22 protein-coding genes and 1 pseudogene are annotated in these 21,728 nt (G+C 70.5%); 15 read left to right on the plus strand and 8 right to left on the minus strand.

The window, feature by feature from the left end; genetic code table 11:
• The first annotated feature begins 76 nt into the window (after window positions 1-76).
• Window positions 77-670, plus strand: a complete 594-nt coding sequence (locus ADK67_RS13275; RefSeq protein WP_053716712.1) for a hypothetical protein — start codon at window positions 77-79, stop codon at window positions 668-670.
• Here ADK67_RS13275 and ADK67_RS13280 read toward each other — a convergent pair whose 3' ends face one another.
• Both ADK67_RS13280 and ADK67_RS13285 read right to left on the minus strand, forming a co-directional pair.
• Window positions 671-1,753, minus strand: coding sequence for an LCP family protein (locus tag ADK67_RS13280; protein WP_053716713.1), 1,083 nt, complete (start codon window positions 1,751-1,753; stop codon window positions 671-673). It lies immediately after the preceding gene.
• Window positions 1,750-2,253, minus strand: a complete 504-nt coding sequence (locus tag ADK67_RS13285; RefSeq protein WP_053716714.1) for a SigE family RNA polymerase sigma factor — start codon at window positions 2,251-2,253, stop codon at window positions 1,750-1,752. Before ADK67_RS13285 ends, ADK67_RS13280 begins: the two co-directional genes overlap by 4 nt.
• A 162-nt stretch (window positions 2,254-2,415) precedes the next feature.
• Here ADK67_RS13285 and ADK67_RS13290 point away from each other — a divergent pair, with 162 nt between their 5' ends.
• Entirely contained in the window at window positions 2,416-3,114 is a 699-nt protein-coding gene (locus tag ADK67_RS13290) for a Clp protease N-terminal domain-containing protein (RefSeq protein ID WP_053716715.1), read from the plus strand.
• 210 nt (window positions 3,115-3,324) lie between these two features.
• Here the strand turns inward: ADK67_RS13290 and ADK67_RS55065 are convergent, their stop codons facing one another.
• Window positions 3,325-3,579 carry a VOC family protein gene (locus ADK67_RS55065; protein ID WP_331459285.1) on the minus strand — a complete coding sequence of 85 codons (255 nt, stop codon included), beginning with the start codon at window positions 3,577-3,579 and terminating at the stop codon, window positions 3,325-3,327.
• On the opposite strand from ADK67_RS55065, the gene ADK67_RS53575 reads away from it, so the two are divergent.
• The 3 genes from ADK67_RS53575 to ADK67_RS13305 all read left to right on the plus strand — a co-directional run bounded on the left by ADK67_RS53575 (window position 3,472) and on the right by ADK67_RS13305 (window position 6,200).
• The gene (locus tag ADK67_RS53575) at window positions 3,472-4,224 is read left to right on the plus strand and encodes a beta-L-arabinofuranosidase domain-containing protein (protein ID WP_231648161.1); all 753 of its coding nucleotides are present in this window, start codon (window positions 3,472-3,474) and stop codon (window positions 4,222-4,224) included. The two genes, ADK67_RS55065 and ADK67_RS53575, sit on opposite strands and share 108 nt — an antisense overlap.
• Window positions 4,221-5,255: an RICIN domain-containing protein gene (locus ADK67_RS53580; RefSeq protein ID WP_053716717.1), complete on the plus strand. Its 1,035-nt coding sequence runs from the start codon at window positions 4,221-4,223 to the stop codon at window positions 5,253-5,255. Before ADK67_RS53575 ends, ADK67_RS53580 begins: the two co-directional genes overlap by 4 nt.
• Before the next feature lie 195 nt (window positions 5,256-5,450).
• The gene (locus ADK67_RS13305; RefSeq protein ID WP_053716718.1) at window positions 5,451-6,200 is read left to right on the plus strand and encodes a zf-HC2 domain-containing protein; all 750 of its coding nucleotides are present in this window, start codon (window positions 5,451-5,453) and stop codon (window positions 6,198-6,200) included.
• Window positions 6,201-6,324: 124 nt separating this feature from the next.
• On the opposite strand, the gene ADK67_RS13310 is transcribed toward ADK67_RS13305, so the two are convergent.
• A complete protein-coding gene (locus tag ADK67_RS13310) occupies window positions 6,325-6,699 on the minus strand; it encodes a hypothetical protein (RefSeq protein ID WP_053716719.1) in 375 nt (124 codons plus the stop codon).
• A 356-nt stretch (window positions 6,700-7,055) separates the two neighbouring features.
• A complete protein-coding gene (gene sigC, locus ADK67_RS13315) occupies window positions 7,056-7,607 on the minus strand; it encodes an RNA polymerase sigma factor SigC (RefSeq protein WP_231648162.1) in 552 nt (183 codons plus the stop codon).
• Between the two features lie 301 nt (window positions 7,608-7,908).
• Between sigC and ADK67_RS13320 the strand changes: the two genes are divergently transcribed.
• The 9 genes from ADK67_RS13320 to ADK67_RS13360 all read left to right on the plus strand — a co-directional run bounded on the left by ADK67_RS13320 (window position 7,909) and on the right by ADK67_RS13360 (window position 17,301).
• On the plus strand, window positions 7,909-8,748 hold the full coding sequence (locus ADK67_RS13320) for a hypothetical protein (RefSeq protein ID WP_197289424.1): 840 nt from the start codon (window positions 7,909-7,911) through the stop codon (window positions 8,746-8,748).
• Window positions 8,749-8,790: 42 nt separating this feature from the next.
• The gene (locus ADK67_RS13325; protein ID WP_231648163.1) at window positions 8,791-9,573 is read left to right on the plus strand and encodes an SAM-dependent methyltransferase; all 783 of its coding nucleotides are present in this window, start codon (window positions 8,791-8,793) and stop codon (window positions 9,571-9,573) included.
• 28 nt (window positions 9,574-9,601) lie between these two features.
• Complete coding sequence (locus ADK67_RS13330; RefSeq protein ID WP_053716720.1) at window positions 9,602-10,948, plus strand: opine metallophore biosynthesis dehydrogenase; 1,347 nt, start codon at window positions 9,602-9,604, stop codon at window positions 10,946-10,948.
• Window positions 10,945-12,189, plus strand: a complete 1,245-nt coding sequence (locus tag ADK67_RS13335) for an MFS transporter (RefSeq protein WP_231648164.1) — start codon at window positions 10,945-10,947, stop codon at window positions 12,187-12,189. Before ADK67_RS13330 ends, ADK67_RS13335 begins: the two co-directional genes overlap by 4 nt.
• A 227-nt stretch (window positions 12,190-12,416) precedes the next feature.
• Complete coding sequence (locus ADK67_RS13340) at window positions 12,417-13,343, plus strand: ABC transporter substrate-binding protein (RefSeq protein ID WP_197289425.1); 927 nt, start codon at window positions 12,417-12,419, stop codon at window positions 13,341-13,343.
• Window positions 13,340-14,428, plus strand: coding sequence for a FecCD family ABC transporter permease (locus ADK67_RS13345; RefSeq protein ID WP_053716722.1), 1,089 nt, complete (start codon window positions 13,340-13,342; stop codon window positions 14,426-14,428). Before ADK67_RS13340 ends, ADK67_RS13345 begins: the two co-directional genes overlap by 4 nt.
• Complete coding sequence (locus tag ADK67_RS13350; protein ID WP_053716723.1) at window positions 14,425-15,294, plus strand: ABC transporter ATP-binding protein; 870 nt, start codon at window positions 14,425-14,427, stop codon at window positions 15,292-15,294. Before ADK67_RS13345 ends, ADK67_RS13350 begins: the two co-directional genes overlap by 4 nt.
• Before the next feature lie 57 nt (window positions 15,295-15,351).
• Entirely contained in the window at window positions 15,352-16,134 is a 783-nt protein-coding gene (locus tag ADK67_RS13355; protein ID WP_053716724.1) for a class I SAM-dependent methyltransferase, read from the plus strand.
• A gap of 294 nt (window positions 16,135-16,428) precedes the next feature.
• Complete coding sequence (locus ADK67_RS13360) at window positions 16,429-17,301, plus strand: hypothetical protein (RefSeq protein ID WP_053716725.1); 873 nt, start codon at window positions 16,429-16,431, stop codon at window positions 17,299-17,301.
• 71 nt (window positions 17,302-17,372) lie between these two features.
• Here the strand turns inward: ADK67_RS13360 and ADK67_RS13365 are convergent.
• The 3 genes and pseudogenes from ADK67_RS13365 to ADK67_RS13375 all read right to left on the minus strand — a co-directional run.
• A pseudogene (locus ADK67_RS13365) lies at window positions 17,373-17,804 on the minus strand (dihydrofolate reductase family protein); the annotation flags it as partial.
• Window positions 17,805-17,868: 64 nt separating this feature from the next.
• The gene (locus ADK67_RS13370) at window positions 17,869-19,266 is read right to left on the minus strand and encodes an FAD-binding oxidoreductase (protein ID WP_053716726.1); all 1,398 of its coding nucleotides are present in this window, start codon (window positions 19,264-19,266) and stop codon (window positions 17,869-17,871) included.
• Between the two features lie 9 nt (window positions 19,267-19,275).
• Window positions 19,276-20,169: an AraC family transcriptional regulator gene (locus ADK67_RS13375; protein ID WP_063797590.1), complete on the minus strand. Its 894-nt coding sequence runs from the start codon at window positions 20,167-20,169 to the stop codon at window positions 19,276-19,278.
• A gap of 223 nt (window positions 20,170-20,392) precedes the next feature.
• On the opposite strand from ADK67_RS13375, the gene ADK67_RS50775 reads away from it, so the two are divergent.
• The gene (locus ADK67_RS50775) at window positions 20,393-21,652 is read left to right on the plus strand and encodes a hypothetical protein (protein ID WP_157620244.1); all 1,260 of its coding nucleotides are present in this window, start codon (window positions 20,393-20,395) and stop codon (window positions 21,650-21,652) included.
• Window positions 21,653-21,728: the final 76 nt, after the last annotated feature.

Raw genomic sequence — 21,728 nt, forward strand, 5'->3', positions numbered from 1 at the left:
CTACCGGCAGTTGGAGAACCCACGATCGCCCCGGCGGCCCCTGTCGCCGGGGCGATCGCGCACTAGCCTCGGGAACGTGGCCCGGTTCTCGCCAGTCATCACCAGGTACGCGCCCGAGAACTTCGACCTGTGGCCGGTGTCCGGCGGCAACGGCGCCTGGCTGCACCTGGACGGGACGGTGGACGAGGACGACGTCGGCGCGGTGCTCTGCACGATGTACCTGCACAGCGGAGGCCGGGACGCCCGGACCGCCGCCGCGGCGGTGCACGAGCTGATCGGCTTCGACACCCTGTACGGGCGCGGCGGGCTGCTGCTCGACGGCGGCGACGGCGTGCGCGCCGAACCCGGCGGGACGGACCTGTTCGAGTGGCGCACCTGGCTGCACGCGTTACACCGGGCGCCGGTCGACCTCGGTCACCCGCCGGCGCCGTGGGTCGAGCACGTCGGCGACGACGTGGTGCGCGTGTGGGTGGCCGCGGGGCGCGACGTGCCGCACGTGGACGTGCCCCGGACCGCGTTGCCCGCGATGCTGCGCGCCGCGCAGCGCGACCTGGTCGACTTCCTCGGCCCGCTGCGCAGCTGGGCCGGCGTCCACTCACCGCACCAGGCGGAACTCCTGGTCGCGAGCGTGGACGCCGGCCTGCAGATCACCGAGCCGCTGCCGCTGTAGCTAGCGCACGCAGTCGTCGTGCCGCGGCGTCCGGCCGGGCTTCTCGGTCTCCGTGGCGGGCAGCGGGACGGAGAACCCGCCGGTGGGCACGCCGGTGGCGCCGTCGGCGAAGAACCCCGCCATGAACGCGCGCACCGCCACCGGGTCGACCGACAGCGCCTGGCCGTTCTCCGAGTCGACCACCTCGCCGAGCGGGATGATCGCGGTCCGCACGGTCGGGGTGAGCCGGCCGACGAACTCCACCAGGTTCAACGCCGGGTCGGCGCGCAGGTGCCGCCCCGCCAGCCGCGCCAGCTCGGCCAGCTTCGCCGGCTCGCTCCCGGCCACCTTCGCCGCCAGTGCGCGCAGGAACGTCTGCTGCCGCACGACCCGGTCCAGTTCGCCGTTCGCGAGCCCGTGGCGCTGCCGCAGGAACGCGAGAGCCTGCGGCCCCGAGAGCGACTGCCGCCCGGAGGGCAGGTCGACGCCCGAGAACTCGTCGCGCGACGCGCTCTTGAGGCAGACCTCCACCCCGCCGACCGCCTCGGACAGCGTGCTGAACGCCGCCATGTCGACCGCCGCGTAGTGGTCGACCCGCACGCCGGTCAGCGCCTCGACGGTCTGGGCGAGCGACTCCACGCCCGCCGCGTCGCCGTCGCGCCCCTCGGCCTCCGCCGCCGCGTAGGCCCGCGCGTACGCCGAGTTCAGCTTGCCCTGGCCGACGCCGGGGATGTCGACCAGCGCGTCGCGGGGCAGCGACGCCGCGCTGACCGCGCCGTCCACGCCGACCCGTGCCAGCACGACGGAGTCGGTGTTCGTCGACCCGTCCAGCCCGATCAGCAGCACGGTCCGCGCGGTCGTCGTCCCGGGCGGCGCGGCCGGGTCGACCGCCGACGGCGCCGCGCTCCGGTCCACGGCCAGCGGCACGACCACCGCGACGACCGCGGCGGCGACGGTCAGCCCGGCCGCCGCGAACAACGCGAACGGCCGCCGCCGGGGCTGCCTGCCGTGCAGGTTCGCCAGCACGGCCCGGTAGTCGACGGCCTGGTCCGCCTCGGCCGCGATCGCGTCGCGGATGAGAGCTTCTTGCCGGGTGTCGGTCATCGCAGCACCTCCGACGGCGTGTTCTCGTTGACCCGCAACGTGTGCAGCGCGCGGGAGATGTGGCTGCGGACGGTTCCCTCCGTGCAGCCCAGGATTCCGGCGATCTCGGCGTCGGTGCTGTCCTCGTAGTAGCGCAGCACGAGCGCGGCCCGCTGCTTGCGCGGCAGCACGGCGATCCGGGCCCGCATCGCGTCCCGTTCGGCGTGCCGCACCGCCGGGTCGGCGACCGCGGGGGCCAGGTCGTCGAGCGCGAGGTGGGTCGAGGACACGTCCCGGGCCGCCCGGCGGCGGCGCCACGACAGGTAGTCGTTCGTCACCATCCGCTTGACGTACAGGTAGGGCACGTCGACCGCGCCGATGCGCGCCCACTTCTGCCGCGCGCGCAGCAGCACGTCCTGGACGATGTCCTGGGCCAGGTGCTTGTCGCACGTCAGCGCCGTGGCGTACCGCAGTAGTCGATCGAGACGATCGGTGACGAACTGGTCGTAGTCGGCCGGCACGTCGCCCCCTTCTGCCGCTGTCGGTTTCCGTATGCGGTCGGGAAACCCTTCAGAGGACGTCTCACGTTGAACCACTCGGGTGTGACCTCCGACACGTGTTGCCTATAACCCCTTCTGTGGGTATACATGGGGTTAGTTGCAGTCGGCCGGGGAGAGGCGTTCATGCCGAAGATCAACGTGTACCTGCCGGACGACCTCGCCGAGCAGGTCAGGGAGGCGGGCGTGCCGGTGTCGGCCGTGTGCCAGCGCGCGCTGGAGCAGGCCGTGCGGCGGATCGGCACGATCAGGGCGATCAGGCTGGACGAGCCGGCGTCACAGGACGCGGCGGCCCGCCAGTCGAAGTTCACCGACCGGCTGCGCACCGCGCTGCGACTGGCCGCGGACCGGGCCCGCGCGGACGGTTCGGCGACCGTGGACACCGAGCACCTGCTCGCCGGCGTGCTGGCGGAGGGCGCGAACCTCGCGCTGCGGGTGCTGCGGGCGATGGACGTCGACCCGGACCGCGTCACCCTGCCCGAACGCTCCGGCGACGCCACCCCGACCGCCTACAGCCCGACCGCCGCCGCCGCGCTGGAACTGGCCGTCACCGAGGCACTCACCCTCGGCCACAACTACGTCGGCTGCGAACACCTGCTGATCGGCCTCGTCACCGAACCCGACGGCACAGCGGGCGAGGTGCTCCGCACCCTCGGCGCCGACGCCCGCTCGACCCGCCAAGCCGTGGTGGCGGCCCTGAGCGGCCTCGCCCACCTCCAAGCCACCACCACCGCCCAACCCGACCCGACCGCCGTCATCACCGCCGTGGTCCGCCGGGAACTCCAACCACTGGTCGAGCGGATCGAGCGCCTGGAACGCACCTGAGGTGGGGCAGTCTCCGGAGTTCCACGCATTGCCCCGTCGGCCCACCACACGCCCGCGATCTCGTAACCGTTGTCCTCGCGTGGGTCGTTGCCGTCGTGCAGCGAGATAGCGGTCCCTGCGAGTCGGAGGATGCGGTCAGGCGCCGAAAGCCTTGGCGGCCTCGCGCTCGATCTCTTCCGGGCTGACGTCGCGCAGGCACTGCGAGACGCCCTAGCGGTGGCCGAACGGGTCGATCACCTGCCCGTGCCGCTCACCCCGGAACACGTCGGCGAGCGGGCGGAACACCTCGGTTCCGGCGTCGGTCGCCCGCTTCCACAACGCTCCCGCGTCCTCGGTGGCGATCTGAAGACGGCGTGGATGAGGCCGTCGCGGACGGTTCTCGACTCCACCAGGTGGGTGCGCCCGGACGGGGGTGGTGGGGAGGAGGTGCCGTACTGGTTGCGCGGCTACGGCGACCGCGGTCACGTCACCGGTGACGCCCGAGTGCTCGGCGACACCCGGGTCGACACCGCGCTGCTGGACCTGACCCGGCGCACCCACCGGTACTCGGCCGACTGGACGACGGGCGTGCCGACGTTGCACAACGGCAACATCACCCAGGGCTTCCGCGAACCCGCCCAGTTCTCAGTGCTGTCCGCCGACGACAACCACCGGGCGGCCGCCTGCCGCAACTACGATGCGGTGATGCGCCAGTACGGACAGTTCCCAGGCGGAGGGTTTGTCGGGGACGAGAACGCCCGCCCCGGCTTCGGCGATCCGCGCCAGGGTTTCGAGACGTGGGGGATCGTGGAGTTCATGGGCAGCCACGAGCTGCTCACCCGGTTGACCGGGGACGCCGTGTGGGCCGACCGCACCGAAGAGCTCGCGTTCAACCTGCTGCCCGTGTCGTTGGACCAGGCGGGCCGGGTCGCGCACTACGTGACCAGCGCCAACAGCGTGCAGCCGGACAACGCGCCCAAGCGCCGCCGCCAGTTCCAGAACGGCTTCGCGATGCCGGCCTACAAGCCCGGCATCGGCGATTACCGGTGCTGTCCCCACAACTACGGTCCGAGTGCGAAGTCACACCGGCGTCTGGCTGGAACGTCGGGCTGGCGCCCGGACAGCCGATGAGCGCGGCGACCGGCGGCAACGTCGACGACCCGTTCACCCCGGCCGACGCGCCGCTGCGGATCACGGCCAAGGGGCAGGAGATCCCCGACTGGACGGCGGACGGCGAGAAGGTCGTCGGCACGCTCAACGACAGCCCCGTCTCCAGCACCGCGTTCCCGCAGACCGGCGGCACGCGTGGTTGGGGCTCGGCGGGGGTCGTGCTGCGCGTGCAGAACAAGAACTCCGGCAAGGTGCTCGGCATCGACGGCATGTCGACCGCCGATTCCGCGCTGGTGGTGCAGTTCTCCGACGTCGGCACGGCCGATCACAAGTGGCGTCTGCTGGACGTCGGCAACGGCCGCGTGAAGCTGCGCAACGAGAACTCCGGCAAGGTCCTCGGCATCGACGGCATGTCCACCGCCGATTCCGCGCAGGTCGTCCAGTTCGACGACAACGGCACCCGCGACCACTTGTGGGAGCTGCTGGACAACGGCGACGGCTGGTTCCGGCTGCGCAACGTCAACTCGGGCAAGGTGCTCGCCGTCGACAGGATGTCGACCGCGGACTCGGCGCGTGTGGTCCAGTTCGACGACAACGGCACCGAGGACCACCTGTGGCGGGTGATCCCGGACGGCATCGTGAAGATCCAGAACCTCAACTCCACGAAGGTGCTCGCCGTCGATCGGATGTCGACCGAGGACTCCGCGCGGGTGGTGCAGTTCTCCGACGTCGGCACGGCAGACCACCGCTGGCAGTTCGTGCCCGACGCGGACGGGTGCTTCCGCATCCGCAACATGAACTCCGGCAAGGTGCTGGGGGTGGACCACATGTCGACCGCGGATTCGGCGATCGTCGTGCAGTTCGCCGACACGGGGACGGCCGATCACCAGTGGCGGTTGCGGGCGAGCACCGGCGGCCTGTGGCGCGTGCAGAACAAGAACTCGGGCAAGGTCCTCGCCGTCGACGGCATGTCGCTCGAGGACTCGGCCCAGGTCGTGCAGTTCAGCGACAGCGGGACCCCCGACCACCTGTGGAGGTTCCTGCCCGCGTGACGCCCCGGCCGATGACGGCGTCAGGCGTTCAACCCCGGCAGCGTCACAATAAGTAACAATGGCTACGCTCTGTGGGCTTCACCGGCTGGAATTCCAGCCGACGTTGGTGTCCGACAGGGCGGGCTGGATGAACCGTTCGAGGGCAAGTCACCCGCCGGCGGGAACTTTCTTCCGTCCGCGGGCGACAATCTCGCTGTGGACTGCGACACCTGCCGCGAAGCCGTCTCGGCACGCCTGGACGGCGAGGCCGGGCCCGTGCCCGCCGACGAGACCGACTCGCACCTCGACACCTGTGCCGCTTGTCGGCAGTGGCAGCAGGACGCGGCGGCGCTCACCCGGAGCGTGCGCCTGCGACCTGCGGTCGATGTGCCGGACCTCACCGCTGACGTGCTGGCCGCCGCACCTCCCCCGCCGCCGGTCACGCGCGGGTGGTACTGGCGGATGGGGTTGGCCGGGGTCGCGGTCGCTCAGCTCGCTCTCGGGTTGGCGCAGGTGCTCGGTGTGGGTACCGTCCACGCCGATCCAGGGCATGTCGGTGGGGAGCAGGTGTCGACGCACCTCTTCAACGAGAGCACCGCGTGGAACCTCGCGCTCGGTCTGGGCATGCTGTGGACCGCGCTGCGCCCGAGGGCGACTTCGGGGTTGCTGCCGGTGACGGCGGCGTTCGTCGCGGTGCTCGTGCCGTTCTCCGTGAACGACTTCGTGTCGGGTGCGGCTCCGCTCTCGCGGATCACCTCACACGCCTTTCTCGTGCTCGGCCTGGTGTTGCTGGTGGCCGTTCATCGCACGCACCGAGCCCCCGAGGACGGCACCCCCGCCACGGCCGTTCCCGACGGTCCGCGGGTCGACGGCGACGATGACTCCGAGACCCGGCCGGAGCAACGCCCCGACGCGGGCGGCGGGTGGCGGCACCTGCGACCGGTGAGCCGGAAACGGGCCGCCTGAACGATCACGACACGCCGCCTGGTGGGCGCGGTCGTCGTCCCGGTGACCGCTGATCGCACGCGGGCTGTGGCATACCGCTGTTCTCGCTCGGAGACGGGACGTACGGGCGTGGCCGGGTTGTCGTTCAGGTCGTGCTGTGCGGTGGGGTGCGCACGTTCGGCGGGGTGATCGTCTTGTCCTTGACCGAAGGCGGCGGGGTGGTGCCGGGACCGCCGGCCCGAAGCCAGCCGACCACGTCCTCCAAGTCCTTCTCGTCCAGCACACGACCCAGCCAGACGGGTTTGGCGCCCGCGGCGCGCGCGGAGGGGGAGGGTTGGATGACGAAGACGTTGGAGTGGTCGCAGGCGCCCAGGCAGTCGGACTGGCGGACGTCGAGGTGTCCGTCCAAGGCCGCGCGCAGGGTGCGAAGTTGCCGGTCGTGGTCGACGTCGGAGTGCTTGCGGGTGGTGCCGCAGCAGCAGGTGCGGCACAGGGTGACGCGCGGGTGCCCGTCGGACATGGTTCTCCTTCGGCCTGGTCGCGGTGCCTTCGTCGAGCGGGCTGTCGCCACCTGCGTGGACGCGGGCGGCGTTGGCCGTTCCCAACGGGGAGCCGACACTCCAGTGGTCGGGCGGTGGTGCGTTCAGGTTCCCGGCGGTGATCGACCGCTTCAGGGGGTCGGCGACCACGGTCGCAGTCACTGCCACGCACAACCACGAACTTCGGCTCTTGGACCGCCTCACCAGGACCCCACACCGCGCCCGGCGGCCGGCCCGAGGTGTCACCCGCCGAGAGCGGCACCGCGAGCAGAACGGCCTCGTCGACCCTCACGACAACACCGGTCCGGTGAAACGGCACATCGTGGCCGCACGGGTGTCACCCCGCTTCGGTGGCCTCGTCGCCGGTGGCGCGCAGCAGGTCGTCGCGGGCACGTGCGACGCGGGAGCGGATGGTGCCGACGGGGCAGCCGGCGACGTCGGCGGCTTCGGCGTAGGTCAGACCCAGCACCTGCGTGAGCACCAGGGCCTCGCGGCGGTCGGGATCCAGTGCGTCGAGCAGCATGTTGAGTTCGACGATGTCCTCGAAGCCGGTGTCGGCCGCCTTGCGGTCGGCCTCCTGCGTCCACTCCTCGCCCGAGGACGACCGGGGGCGCGCCTGCGCCCTGCGGATGTGGTCGATCACCACGCGGCGGGCGATGACCAGCAGCCAGGTGCGCGCGGACGAACGGCCGGCGAAGCGGCGCAGGCTCGGCAATGCACGGGCGTAGGTCTCCTGCGCGAGGTCGTCGGCCAGTCCGACGTCGGCCAGGTGGGCGACGAAGCGCCACACGTCGCGCTGGGTGGCGCGGACGAACCGCTCCAGGGCGTCGCGGTCGCCGGAACGCGCGTCGAGCGCCCAGCCCGTCACCTCGTCGTCGGAAGCTTTCACGATTCCGGATCGTAGCCACACGGTGTCGCGAACCGGTGAGCCGAATGGAGCGACTACTGGTGGCCGGCGGAAGGCGCTCCAGGAAGACCCATTCCGGCATAGCGCCTATGTGATGCAGGTCACAGTCATTGTGGGAGGGGAACTTCCTCGTTCAGCCGCCCGACTCCTCTGACGTAACGGCACTGAGCCAACGACGAGATTCGGGAGGGTCCGGTGGGGAACGGTCTCGCTCGCTCGCACACCGACCTGTCGGCTGAGGATTCGCCGCCCTGGTTACCGGTTCCGTCACCGGGAGCGGTCATTGATCAGTCGTGAGATCGACTTCGTGAAGCTGAGCCCGACGCAGAACATGACCCTCCTCGTCAGGACGGAGCACCCGGAGGAGGAGTACCGGGACATAGCCCGGCAGATCATGGCTTACGAGCACGTCCACGCCGAGCAGGTGGGCTTCGTGCAGAAGCCGGAATCACCCGACGCGGACATCAGCCTGCACATGGCCGGGGGCGAGTTCTGCGGCAACGCGTGCATGGCCCTGGCGGCTCTCACGGCGGCCGACGAGGGCCTGGACACCGGCCGCCCCATGGACGTCGTGCTGGAAGCGTCGGGAACCGAAGGCCTCGTCCGGTGCCAGGTCGTGAGGCGGAGCGCCGGGTACGTGTGCGAACTCGCGATGCCGGTTCCACGGGTGGTGGAGCACGGCGCGTCGGCCGGCGACGTCGGCGGCCGTTCCGCGTTCGTGCGGTACGACGACTCGCTGCACGTGGTGATCGAGACCGAACGGCTCGACCGCGCCACCAGGAAGAAGGCGCAGTTGTTGGCGGAACGGCTCGGGGAGACCTGGGACGTGTCCCTGATCGGCGTGATGTTGTACGACCCGGGCTCCAACTACTTGACCCCACTCGTCCACGTGCCGCCCTTGGGCAGCATGGTCTGGGAGAGGGGCTGCGGCTCGGGCACGGCCTCGCTCGGGGCTTATCTGGCTTGGAAGAACAACGCGTCCGTCGCGACGAGCGTGATCCAACCCGGGGGAACGATGAAGGTGACGGCGGACTACGCGCGAGACGGCCTGACCGGGATCAGGGTCGAAGGAGCCGTCAGGATCGTGGCCGAGGGAACAGCGTACTTGCAGCAGGCAGCCTGACTCCGGTCCAGTCAACGGTCGGCAAGGGAGGGGAATGGCATCGTGGAGCTCCGGCTGCTGATGGGCGAGCACTTGCGCAAGCTCCGGGAATCGGCAGGGCGGTACGACGGGACCGCCCGTCACAGCCTGGAAATGGAACAGGTCGTGGGGGACTACTCCGCTTTCGTGACGGACGCGCGCCACCACGAGTCCTGGGCCGCGCTCGCACGGGAAGGCTCGCCCGACTTCGCGCGACTCGTGGCCGAGTTGAGGTCGCAGTCCGCGCGCTGCGCGGCGATCATGGAGAAGTACCGCGCGCTGAACCTCCTCGACGGCCGCACCGAGTCGGCCGGGTACTTCGACAACATCGAGTCCGGTATCGAGGTGGAGTTCGGCGCCTTCCGGTTGACGTCCTCGTCCAAGGTGTTGCTGGTCGGCTCGGGGTCGTTCCCGATGACCCCGCTGTACATCGCCGCGCGCACCGGCGCCGGTGTGGTCGGTGTGGACATCGACGCCGAAGCCGTCGAACTCGGCCAACGAGTCGTGAAGACCCTGGGACACGGCCTGGACATCCGGCTGGAGCGGATGTCGGTGGAAGACCTGGCGTTCACCGGAGAAGCGACCCACATCATCTTCAGCTCCACCGTGGCGGTGAAGTACGCGCTCTTGGACGCGATCCACTCGTCCACTCGCGACGACGTGGTCGTGGTCATGAGGTACGGCGACCACCTGAAATCGCTGTTCAACTACCCGATGGAGGAGGTCGACCACCGGAAGTGGACGTTGGTCGAACAAGTCCTTCGTCCGGAGCACATCTTCGACGTGGCGCTGTACGTGAAGGTTTGACTGTTCCAACGCGCAGATCGGGGCATGGATGAGCGACCTCGGGCGGGTCTTGATCGCGGGCACCGGACCGACCTCCGTGCAGCTCGCCGTCATGGTGAAGAATCGGCTGGGTTGCGTGGTCGGCATCGCGGGTCGGGAGTCCGTCCGCTCGACCGCGTTCTTCTCGGACCTGGAGCGGAGCGGCCGGACCGCCCGGGTCGACGTCCAGAACGACAAGCACCGCGCGGCGGCCGGTGAATGCCTGGTCGACGAGCTCTACCGGGAGTACGAAACGGTCACCGGCGAGTGGCACACGCTCGTCCTGGCGGTGACCGCGGACGCGTACACCCCGGTTCTGCGCCGGATCGACCGCCGAGTCCTGAGCCGGATCCGTTGCGTCGTCCTGGTGTCACCCACCTTCGGCTCGAACAGCCTCGTGCGGAACTACCTCCGGGGCTGCGACGTGGACGCCGAGGTGATCAGCTTCTCCAGTTACCTGGGTGACACCCGGTGGGTGGACGGGAGTCCGTCGCACCACGTCCTGACGGCGGCGGTGAAGAAGAAGCTGTACATCGGCTCCAGCCGAGGAAGGTCGGAGAACCTCGACCTGCTGTGCGACGTCCATCGGCAGCTGGGCGTGACCACGGGTGTCATGGACGGTCCGATGGAGGCGGAGACGAGGAACATCTCCCTGTACGTCCACCCGGCGTTGTTCATGAACGAGATCTCGCTGAACGCCGTGTTCTCCGAGTCGGAACCGACCAAGTACGTGTACAAGCTGGTTCCCGAAGGACCGATCACGCCTTCCCTGGTCAACGAGATGGTGAACCAGTGGAGAGAAGTGACCACCATCGTCGGGAATATGGGGATCAAAAGCGTCAACCTGCTCCGGTTCATGGTCGACGACAGCTACCCGGTCCGCCCGGAGAGCATCTCCCGCCAGGACGTCGAGCGGTTCGAGCAGTTGCCGCCCGTGCACCAGGAGTACCTGGTGTACGTCCGCTACGCCTCACTGCTGGTCGACCCGTTCTCCGAACCCGACGCCGACGGCAGGTACTTCGACTTCTCGGCGGTGCCCATCCGCCGCGTCTTCGTCGACGGCGAGGGGCGGTGGGACGTGCCGAGGATGCCGAAGGAGGACTACTACCGGACGAAGGTGATCCAGGGCGTCGCCCGGCACCTCGGCGTGGACTGCCCGACCATCGACGAGTTCCTCGCCCGCTACGAGCGCGCGTTGGGGGAAGCGGCCCGGGTACGCGCGGACCAGCCGCTGTCGGACGCCTTCGTGGTGCGGGACTTCCGCGAGGACTTGGACATGATCTGCGAAGAGATCACGAAGGGCGCGGTGAGCGCGGACCACCCGGACGTTCGAGGACAGGGGAGCCCGACTACGTGAGTTCGACAGCCGACAACGCCAACCAGGCGGAGCGGACCGGCGCCGCCGCGCCCGTGACCGACGAGCCGCAGGGCGATTGGCGCATCAGCAGGGCGGTGATGCCGACCCTGCTCGCCTCGGTGCTCGGGCTGTTGCCCTTCACCGTGTACAGCACGTTCCTGGTGCCGATCGCCGATGCCGCCGGGGACAGCGATGCGACGGTGGGCGCGTTGCGCGGTCTGGGCGGGATCGGCGCCGTGCTGGTCGGCGTGGCCGTGGCACCGCTGATCGGGAGGATCGCCCCGGGCCGGGTCGCGGCCTGGGGGTTGTTGCTGCTCGCCGGGGCGTCCCTGGTCGGGACGGTTGCCTGGTTGCCCGCCCTGGCCGCGTTCTGCCTGTTGATCGGTGTGTCGAACGCGGTGCTCTACCCGGCGTTGACGACCGCGGCGGCCGACCGGTTCGGTACCGGTCCGTCCGCCGCCCGTGCCGCGACGTTGGTGACCGCGACGAAGACCCTGGCGGCGACCCTCGTCGCACCGCTGGTCGCACTTCCCGCGCTGTGGTGGGGTTGGAGGGGGGACTTGGTCGCCATCGCGGTGGTGGCGGTCGTGCTGACGCCGGTCCTGCTCCGGTACGGACGGGAACGGCACGTCGACGACGCCTCACCGCACCTCGGCTACTTCGCGGCCTTCCGGGGGTTGGCCGTGGTGCCGGGCGCCCGCGCCCTGCTGCTGGTGTCGTTCGGCCAGGCCGCGGCGTTCCAGGGCTACCTGGCGTACCTGGCCGCCTTCTACGCCGACCGGTTCGGCCTGTCGCCCGGGGTGTTCGCGTTCGTGTGGACCCTCAGCGGCGGGGCGTTCTTCCTCGGCAACCTGGTCGCCGGGCGCCTGGTGAACGCCACGGAGTCCGACCAGCGCGCCCGCGTGGCCCTGAACGTCTTCCTGGCGCTCGCGCTGATCTCGCTGTTCGGCGTGTACCTGGCGCCCACGCTGCCGATCGCGTTGATCAGCACCGCGGTGCTGTCGGCCAGTCACGCGGTGGGCGTGGCGTCGGTGGTGACGCTGCTGGTGCGCCGCGGCGGCACCCTGCGCGGCACCGCTCTGAGCGTCAACGCCTCCGCCCTGAGCCTGGGCTTGTTCCTCGGTGCGGCCGCCGGCGGCGTGGGGTTGGCGGCAGCGGGTTACGGGGGCGCTGCCGTGGTCTTCGGCCTGTTCACCGTCGTGTCCGTAGCGGCCGCCGCGACCATCCGGGCGGGAGCATGAGCGCGGACGTCGGCGGTCTTCGATCGCGATCGAGACGAGATGGTTGGAGGTTGTCGATGACTGGACGCCGCGTGGTGGCTTCTTCGAAACGTGGTCGCTCCCGGCCTGTGGTGGCGGCCGTGTTCGCGGCGTCCCTTTTGGCGGCCGGTTGCGCGGGGAGCGAGGGTGCGTCGAGCGGGGACAACTCCGCGAATTCTGCGGGTTCGTCCGACCACTACCCGGTGACCGTGGAGAACTGTGGTCGCAAGGTCACGTTCGAGAAGGCGCCGAGCCGCGTCTACCTGGGTTTCCAATCGGCGGCGGAGATCTTCTTCGGCCTGGGGCTGGGTGATCGGGCCATCGCCCAGATCAAGCCGATGGACACCCCGCTGCCCGACCAGGTCGCCGATTTCGACCGGGTCCCGGACCAGTCCCCCGACGCGTACGTCCCGGTCGGCAAGGAGGAGATGTTCGGGCTGCGACCGGACATGCTCTTCGCCTACGTCAACTCCGAGTACGGCGGGCCGGACCAGCTCGCCCCGGGGCTGGCCACGGTGGACGAACTCCAGTCCATCGGCGCGCAGGTGTACGCCCTGGTGTGCCCCGACGACAACCCGGTCCAGACCGCGTTCACCTACCGCGCCATCGCCGACCTCGGCGTCATCTTCGACGTCGAGGACAAGGCGACGGCGGTGATCGACGGGATGAAAGCGCGCGTCGCCGAGGTGCAGAAGCGGGTCGCGGGCCGCGAACCGGTCCCGGTGTTCTACTACTACGGAGGCGAAGGCCCGATCATGACCGGCACCCGTGACGCCTTCGTCAACGAGGTGATCGGGCTGGCCGGCGGGGTCAACGTCTTCGGGGACGTCAGTGGCGGGCGCCGGGGCTTCCTCAACGTCTCACAGGAGCAGGTGGCCGCCGAGAACCCCGCGGCCTTCCTGATCGGCGCCAGCCCCAACAGCGACCAGGACGTGGCCGCCAAGACCGACTACCTGTACCGCGTGTTCCCGGAGATGCAGGCCGGCAAGGACAAGCGTTTCGCCTTGACCTACGACACCGCCAACACACCGGGATGGCGTTTCGTCGACGTCGTCGAGGACCTTGCCCGGACCCTGCACCCGGACGCGTTCGGTCCCGAGGCCACCTCGCCGACCACGCCGTCGGGTGAGAAATGACGTCGCCGGCACCCGGCACCGGCGCCCACGCGGTCGAGAAGCCGCGCCGCTCGGTCGGCCAAGCGGCGATCCTGCTCGGCCTGGGCGTGGCAGTGGTGGTCAGCATCGCCTTGGCGACCTCGCTCGGCCCGGTGAGGGTTCCGCTGCGCGACACCGTGCAAGTGGTGCTCTACAACCTCTCCTCGGAGTGGTTCGCGAAACCCTCCGACCCGGTGTACGCCCAGATCGTGTGGCAGTTCCGGCTGCCTCGGGCTTTGCTGGGCGCGGTGGTCGGCGCGGGTCTGGCCGCGGTAGGGGTGGTGCTGCAGGCGGTGGTGCGCAACCCGCTGGCGGACCCCTACCTGCTCGGCGTCTCTTCCGGTGCCTCGTTCGGTGCGGTGCTGGTGCTGGTGGTGGGCTCTGCCTCCGTCGCCGGGCTGGGTCTTTCGTCGGCAGCGTTCGCCGGCGCGCTGATCGCGACCTTGTCGGTGTACCTGTTGGCCCAGCGCGCGGGGAGGGTCACGCCGTTCCGGCTGATCCTGGCCGGGGTGTCGTTGGCGTACCTGTTCCAGGCCCTCTACGGGCTGCTGTTGTTGCGCGCCAACCCTCATGACGTGCAGGGCGTGCTGATCTGGCTGTTCGGCAGCCTCGGGTCCACCGCCTGGAACGACGTGGGCGTTCCCGCGATCGGTGTGGTGGCGGGCACGCTGTACCTGTTCACCCAGGCGCGGCCGCTGAACTCACTGCTCAGCGGAGAGGAGACAGCGGTCTCGCTCGGTCTCGACGTCGCCCGGTTCCGGATCCGGATGTTGCTGGTCACCTCCCTGATGGTCGGGGTCATGGTCGCCGTCAGCGGCGCGATCGCGTTCATCGGCTTGATCATCCCGCACCTGTGCCGGATGCTGGTCGGCTCGGACCACCGCCGGCTGCTGCCGGTCGCGGCGCTGACCGGGGCCGCGTTCCTGGTCCTGATGGACCTCGCCGCCCGCACCGTGCTCGCACCGACCGAGCTGCCGCTGTCCATCGTGACCGCGGTGTTCGGGGTGCCGTTCTTCATCTGGCTGCTGCGTCAACGCGAGGTAGGGCGGGAGGCGAGGTTCGGATGACGGGAACAGCACACGAGAACGGCGGGTTCGCGCCACCGCGGGTCGCCGTCGAGGGGGTGTCGGTGGCTCTGGGCGGAACCCCGATCGTGTCCGAGGCGGCGCTGACGGTCGGCGCGGGGGAGATGGTCGGCATCGTGGGCCCGAACGGCAGCGGGAAGTCCACGCTCCTGCGGGTGATCTACCGCGCGCTGCGCCCGGAAGCTGGACTGGTCCGGGTCGATGGCTCCGACGTGTGGGAGCTGAGCGCTCGCGAGTCCGCGCAGCGCACCGCCGTGGTGGTGCAGGAGTCGGGGAGCGACTTCGTCCTCAAGGTCGCCGACGTGGTCGCCATGGGCCGCAACCCGCACAAGGGTCCGCTGGACCGCGACACCGAGGAGGACCGCCGGATCTGCGCACAGGCCCTCGCCAGGACCGGCGTTTCCGCGTTGGCGGGGCGTGACTACGACACGCTCTCCGGCGGGGAGAAGCAGCGGGTGCTGCTGGCCAGGGCGCTGGCCCAGCAGCCGCGGCTGCTGGTGCTCGACGAGCCGACCAACCACCTGGACATCCGCTTCCAGTTGGAGCTGCTCAACCTCGTCCGCACTCTCGGCGTGTCCACGCTCACGGTCATGCACGACCTCACGCTGGCGGTCGGGCACTGCGACCGCGTCTACGTCCTGCACCGCGGCCGGGTCGTCGCCGAGGGGCCACCGGCCCAGGTGCTCACCCCGGAGCTGGTCGCGGAGGTCTTCGGCGTCCGGTCGCACCGGTGGGTCGACCCCGACACCGGGCAGGTTCACCTGGCCTTCTCCCGTCTGACCGACACGACGACCGACAACGACGCCGTCGCGACCGCCGCGGCCGGATCGGGGCAAGGACAGGGATGAGGGGCCCGCCCGCCGTGCCGCGCAGGGTGACATCGCAATCCGCAGAGAGGAAAGTCCGTGACCACGCTCGACCAGACCAACCCGCGGCTCGACCTGTTCAGCCGGTGGGACGTCCAGCAGACCGCCTACATCGCCGACCGCGACCGCGTGTACGAGGTGATGTTCGAGGTCCTCACCCACCTGCGACCGGACGAGGACCTCGTGGTGCTCGACCTGGCCTGCGGCCCCGGCGCGATCAGCAGCCGACTGCTCGACCTGTTGCCCAAGGCGCGGTCGGTGGCCGTCGACGTCGACCCGGTGCTCCTGGCGATCGGCGAAGGCGCCATGGGCGACATGGACGGCCGCCTCCGGTGGGTCCGAGCCGACCTGCGCGACCCGGACTGGACCGCGGCCCTCGGCGACGACGGCGCGGACGGCACCTTCGACGCGGTGCTCTCCAGCACGGCACTGCACTGGCTCGACCCGGCGGTCCTCGTCGCGACCTACCGTCGCGCGTTCCAACTCCTGCGCCCCGAAGGGGTTCTGCTCAACGCCGACTACCTGCCGCACCCTCCCGGGAGCAGGCTGCGCGCTGCGTGCGACGCCATCGCGCTCGACCGGCGCAACCACGCGCTGGCCGGCGGTGCGGAGTCCTGGGAGACGTGGTGGGAGGCCGTGGAGGCCGAACCGGAGTTGGCCGACACGCTCGCCCGGCGCGCGAAGCTGTGGCCTGAAGGCGCGCGGGACTGGACGGGGGCCTCGCACCGGTTCAACGAGGCCGCCCTGCTCGACGCCGGGTTCGCGGAGGCGGGCGTCGTCTGGCAGGACCTCCAGGAACGCATCATCGTCGGACTCCGGTAAAGCGACGTGCTGCTCGCCCGCATAGTGAACGGCAGGTCAAGAACGGCCGGTCGGGTCGACGAAGGCACCCTGCCCGTGCCGCTCAGGACGATCGTGTCGACGAGGCTTGGCATGCACCGATTCGCCCGACCGTAGTAGCGCGGAAATGGGTGGCGGAGATCGGCTGTATTTGGCAGAAAGTCGCCACAGTCGGTTCCGTGCTGGTCGGAGTTTTGTATTGACTCCGCCGTAAGGGTCGTTAGCCTTCCCTCTACCGCCGCCGCAGGAGCGTCCGTCGATTCGAGAGGACCGACCGTGCGCAAGCTACGCGTTGCCGACGTTGTCGTCGCCGGCCTGACCGCGGTGATCCTCGTGGTGGGGGCGTTCGTCGTGTTCGGCCAGGACGCTGTGCCGACGCACCAGAATCACGTGGCGGCCACCGTGACGAGCGCCGCGTCGGGAGCGGGGCGGACCGACTCGTCCGACGGGTACCGGCTCGAGCCGGTCGAGGTGCCTGATCGGCGTGGTGCGGACCTGCCGGTCGCGTTTCGGATCATCGGTCCCGACCAGCGGCCTGCTACCGGATTCCAGCTCAACATGACCAAGCAGCTGCACTTCTTCGTCGTTCGTGACGACCTCAGCGTGTACCTGCACGTGCACCCCGAGCCGGACGGCGACATCTGGCGCACCGCGGTCTCACTGCCCGGCGACGGCAATTACCGCATGTACGCCGAGTTCATCCCACCCAGCACGGCCAGGCACCCCGAGCCGGTCGTGCTCGGCGCGCCGTTCGAGATCCCCGGTGACGCGACGAAGGCATCGCTGCCCACGCCGAGCACGGAGACCACCACCGAGTCCGGCTATCGGGTCGCGGTGCAAGGAGGTCTCACCCTTCCACCGAGTGCCCCGGCGAAGATCCGGCTGGCCATCAGCGAGCCCGGGGGCGCCCGGGTGGAGTCGCTGGAACCCCACCTGGGTGCATACGGGCACATCACCGCGTTCCACACCGAGCAGCTGTCCACCACACACCTGCACCCGGTGGAGATGGTCGGAATCCCGGTCCTGCAAGGCACGCTGACCTTCGACGTGTGGTTCCCCAAGGTCGGCGCGCACCGCCTGTTCCTGGAGTTCCGGCACAACGGGCAGTTGCACACCGCCGCACTCACGTTCACCGTCACGGACGTCTGACGCGAAGCGGCGATGTCATGTGCGGCTACGTTCCTCCGGACCCCACATGGGGATGGCTATCTCCATGTGCTTCAGGTCGCGTACTGCGGGCGCCCGGCCGGCCGGTAGACCTGGAGCGTGATGCCCTTCGGGAAGGCTCGCGAATCGACCAGGTCGAGCGCCAGGTCCGGGCCGGTGTCGGGGAACAGTCGCGCGCCCTGGCCGACGATCACCGGGCAGACGAGCACGTTCATCTCGTCGACGAGGTCGTGCTCGAGCAGCCACCGGGTCAGGGCGCCGCTGCCGTGCACCTGCAGCTCCCTTCCCGGCTTGGCCTTCAGCTCGCCGATCGCGGTCGCGAGGTCACCGGGGAGGACGGTCGTGTCCGACCACTTCGGATCGGTGAGCGTGGTCGATGCCACGTACTTGGGCTTGGTGTTCAAGGCGCCGACGATGGGGTTCTCCAAGTCCTCCCGCACGCCCCAGTAGCCGGCGAAGAGGTCGTAGGTCCGTCGGCCGAACACCTCGTTGAACAGGCGCGGGCGTCCGCCGGCGGTCGGGTCATCGTCGTCGCCCTATTGGGTTCGGTCACGGTGCGGACGGCGAGATCGCCTGGTGGAACCGGAAGAAGCCGTCCGGGTCGTACCGGGCCTTGACGTGTTGCAGGCGGGCGTAGTTGGGCCCGTGGTAAGCGTGGGACCAGTCGGCCAGGTCGGGGTCGGGGAAGTTGGGGTACACGCCGCCGGATCCCCACCGGTGCACCGACGCGTGCGAGCGGGCCAGCCACTGCCGGGCGGCGTCGCGCTCGCCGACCGGCGCGTGGAGGTCCACCGTGGCAGAGTGCTTGAGCAGGAACATCGCGTCGCGGTGGGCGAAGGCCGTGGCGTGGACCGGGACGCGGTTGTAGGCGCCACCCCACGGCGTGAAGTCCAGCTCCCGAGCCTGGCCCGGCACCCGCTCGCCGGTGAGCCGGCCGACCAACGCGGTGATCGCCTCCTCGGGTAGGTCCCGGTTGAAGAACTCGGACTTGCTGAGCGTGTGAACGGGCCGGCGCGGCGCTGCGGTCGACTCGTCGCCGGCACCGGCCAGGTACCGCTTCGTGTCGTGGAACGGCAGGTGCCTGGTGGCTGCGGACAACGGCTCGGCGCCGGCCTTCGCGGCGAACTCGCCGAGCAACTCCGCGGTGGCCGGCTCGCCGTCGAGCATCGCACCGAACAGGGTGAGCACCGGTGGCCGCTCGACGTCGGCGTCGACGGTGACCAGCAGGCTGGCAGCCAGCTCGTCGGGTCCGGCCGGCGCCCAGGTCTGCCAGGCCCCGATCACCTTCACCGCGTCGGCAGGCCGCCAGGTGAGACGGAAACTCGTGGCCGGCGGTGCGGGACCGGTGCGGAACGTCAGGGACGTGACCACGCCGAACTGGCCACCACCGGCGCCCCGCAGCGCCCAGAACAGGTCGGCATCGTGGTGCTCGTCGCAGTCGACCGTCCGGCCGTCTGCCACCACCACCCTCGCGGAGCGAAGGTTGTCGCAGGTCAACCCGCGGCTGCGGCCGAGGAGTCCGAGCCCTCCGCCGAGGGTGAGGCCGGCGATGCCGACCGTCGGGCCGCACCCGGCGGGCACCGTCAGGGCGTGCTCCGCCAGCGACGCGTAGATCTCCCCGAGCCGTGCCCCGGCCCCCACGGTCACCGCATCGCCGCGGACCGACATCGACCGCATCGGCGACACGTCGATGACGATCCCCCCGGTGGACGACCGCCCTCCGAAACAATGCCCGCCGCTGCGGGCCGCACAGACCAGCCCATGCCGGAGCGCCAGCGCGACGACCTCGGCGACGTCACCGGCGGACGTGCAGCGCACCACCGCCAGCGGTCGCACGTCGGGAAGTAGCGGGGCGGCCGGCCTGCGGGCGAGTTCGTAGCCGGGCGCGCCGGGAAGCACGACCTCTCCCGCGATCGCGCCCCGCAACGTGTCCCAGTCAACCGACATGCGCCGACGCTACGGCCGGCCGGAGCCACCGTTCTTGAACAAAACGGCCGGCCCGAGCAGCGGTGCGAACGACACCTCGTGGTCGTGCCCACACCCGCAGGACCGCTCCACCTCGCCCAGGAACACCCGCGGCGTGACACCGGTCAGCCGCACGCACTCCCGGGTCAGGTGGGCCTGGTCGGCGTAGCCCGCGTCGGCGGCCAGCCGGGCCAGGCCCTCCTCCGTCGGGCCGCGACCCTGCGCCAACGCGTACTGGGCCTGCGCGAGGAAACCCTGGAACCGCAGTGTCCGGTGCAACGTCTTGGGCCCTACCCCGATCGTGGACCGGCACAGGCGGCGGAAGCTGCGCTCGGACACACCCAGTGACGACCACAGCGAGCGGAGGTCCGGCGTCCGCCCGGGCAACAGCCGTCGCACCGCCTCCACCACCAACGGGTCCACACCGGTCGCACCGGCCGCCCGCCCGCGAACCAGCTCCTGAACGGCGGCCGCCGCGTCACCCGGATCCGCCGCCTCCGCCGCGCGCTCACCCGCCCGGACCGCCGCGCTGCCCCACACCGCTGCGGCGTCCACCGTCACATCCACGAACTCCGACGCCGGCGCGCCGAGCAGGGCACCGGCCGCGCCGGGCCGCAAACGGAGGCCGACGACGGTGCTTCCCGGTTCCAGCGTCTCGACCCGCGGCCCGGTCAGCGGCCCGACGATGTACGGCGCCGAGCCCACCCGGCACACGAGCTCCGCACTGCCGCTGGGGACACTGCGGTGGACGTACGCAGCCGCCCCGGGCAGCACGCGCTGCACCCACACCGAGGCGACGAACCCGGCCAGCGCGGTGACCGGCGGCCGCTCCCGAAAGAACTGCACCGCCGGCGGCGGATCTGCCACCCGACCCGATCGGATCATCACCGGATTATCGCAAACCCGGCGCGGCGTCGGAGCGCAGTCCGCACCGGTCGAGGGCTGTGGGGTTCAGCTGCGGGCCTGGTCGGGTCCGCATCCGTGTCCGGGAAGGCGTCGGACACCGCCGGCCGGCCAGAGGATCGCCGTGCGGAGCCGGCGATGACGTTCGTGCAGGCGGATACGGAACGGGGCGATGATCGTGGCACGAGTTGGATGGAGCGCGGCAATGGCGGCAATGCTGCTGACCGTGGGGGTCGTGACCGGCGTGTCGACCGCGGCCGGTCGCGCGGGGCCCGGCGGGGACAACCCCGGCGGCCATGGTGACGTATTCCGGACGCAGATGAGGTTGATCGTCGCAGCGGACCTGATCAGAGGCGCGGGAGGGGACGGCTTCGCGGGTATCTCGGTGTCGGCGGAGAGTCGCGAGTTGGCGCTGTACTGGAAGGGCACGCTGCCCTCCGGGGTTGCCCTCGCGGTCGACCGGGCCCGGCGAGACGTGGGCGTCCGGGTGTTGCCGGCCGCGCACTCGGAGCGGGAACTGCTCGCCGTCGCCGAGCGGTTGGCGGCCGAGCCGGGCGTCACCAGCGTCGCCCCGAAGGTCGACGGCAGCGGCGTGACCCTCGGGTACGCCGGTGACGCGGCGGTGGCCCGATCCCGGTCGGCGATCCACGACGTCGGGGTGGCGGTCGACGTCCGGCACGGGGAGTACGCACGCCTGACCGACCAGGTGCTCCCTCCGTGGACCTGCATGCCGGTGCTGCGGTACAGCCGGCAGTCCGACTGGTGCCCGCACAGCGGCGGGGCGACGTTCACCTACACCACGGGGGAGGGGGCCTTCCGGTGCACCACCGGTTGGCCGGTCAAGCAGACCAGCCAGGTGTCGGGCCACGTGTGGAGGTGGCAGCTCACCGCCGGGCACTGCGGCAGCAACGGGATGACCGTGAACAACGGGGTCGGCGCCCGGATGGGCACGGTCGAGGGCGACGACGACACCCGTGACACCATGCTCATCAGCACCGAGTCGATGTCCGCGATGTACGTCGGCGGGTGGAACTCCTCGACGTTCAAGCCGGTCCGGATGCCGATCGGCAACTACCGCGACACCCTGGTGTGCACCTCGGGCGCGGTGAGCGGCCAGCACTGCGACCTGAGGATCGACGCGGTGAACGTGCGGATCAACGTGGAGGACCACGGTCGGATCTACAGCGTGTTCCCGATGGTCAGCGCGTGGAGCACCACCGGATCGACGGCGGTGGCCGGTGGCGACAGCGGCGGCCCGGTGGCGGCGCAGGACTCCGCGAGCTCTTACGGCGGCATGGTGTACGTGTACGCCGCCGGCACGATCAGCGCCGGCGACAGCACGGTCCCTTGCCCGCCCAACAGCGTCGCGCAGACGACGACCTGTTACCAGCACGTGTACTACGCGCCGTTGCAGGAGTCGCTGGCCCGCTACAACGTCACCCTTATGACGGAGACGGGGCGGTAGCGGACGATTCGCACCGAGGGGCCGGTCGCCGTCGGACCGGCCCCGTTCGCCTCTGTGTTCGTCGATCTCTTTCGAC

It is taken from the genome of Saccharothrix sp. NRRL B-16348 (assembly GCF_001280085.1).
In the GTDB taxonomy this organism is placed as follows: Bacteria; Actinomycetota; Actinomycetes; order Mycobacteriales; family Pseudonocardiaceae; genus Actinosynnema.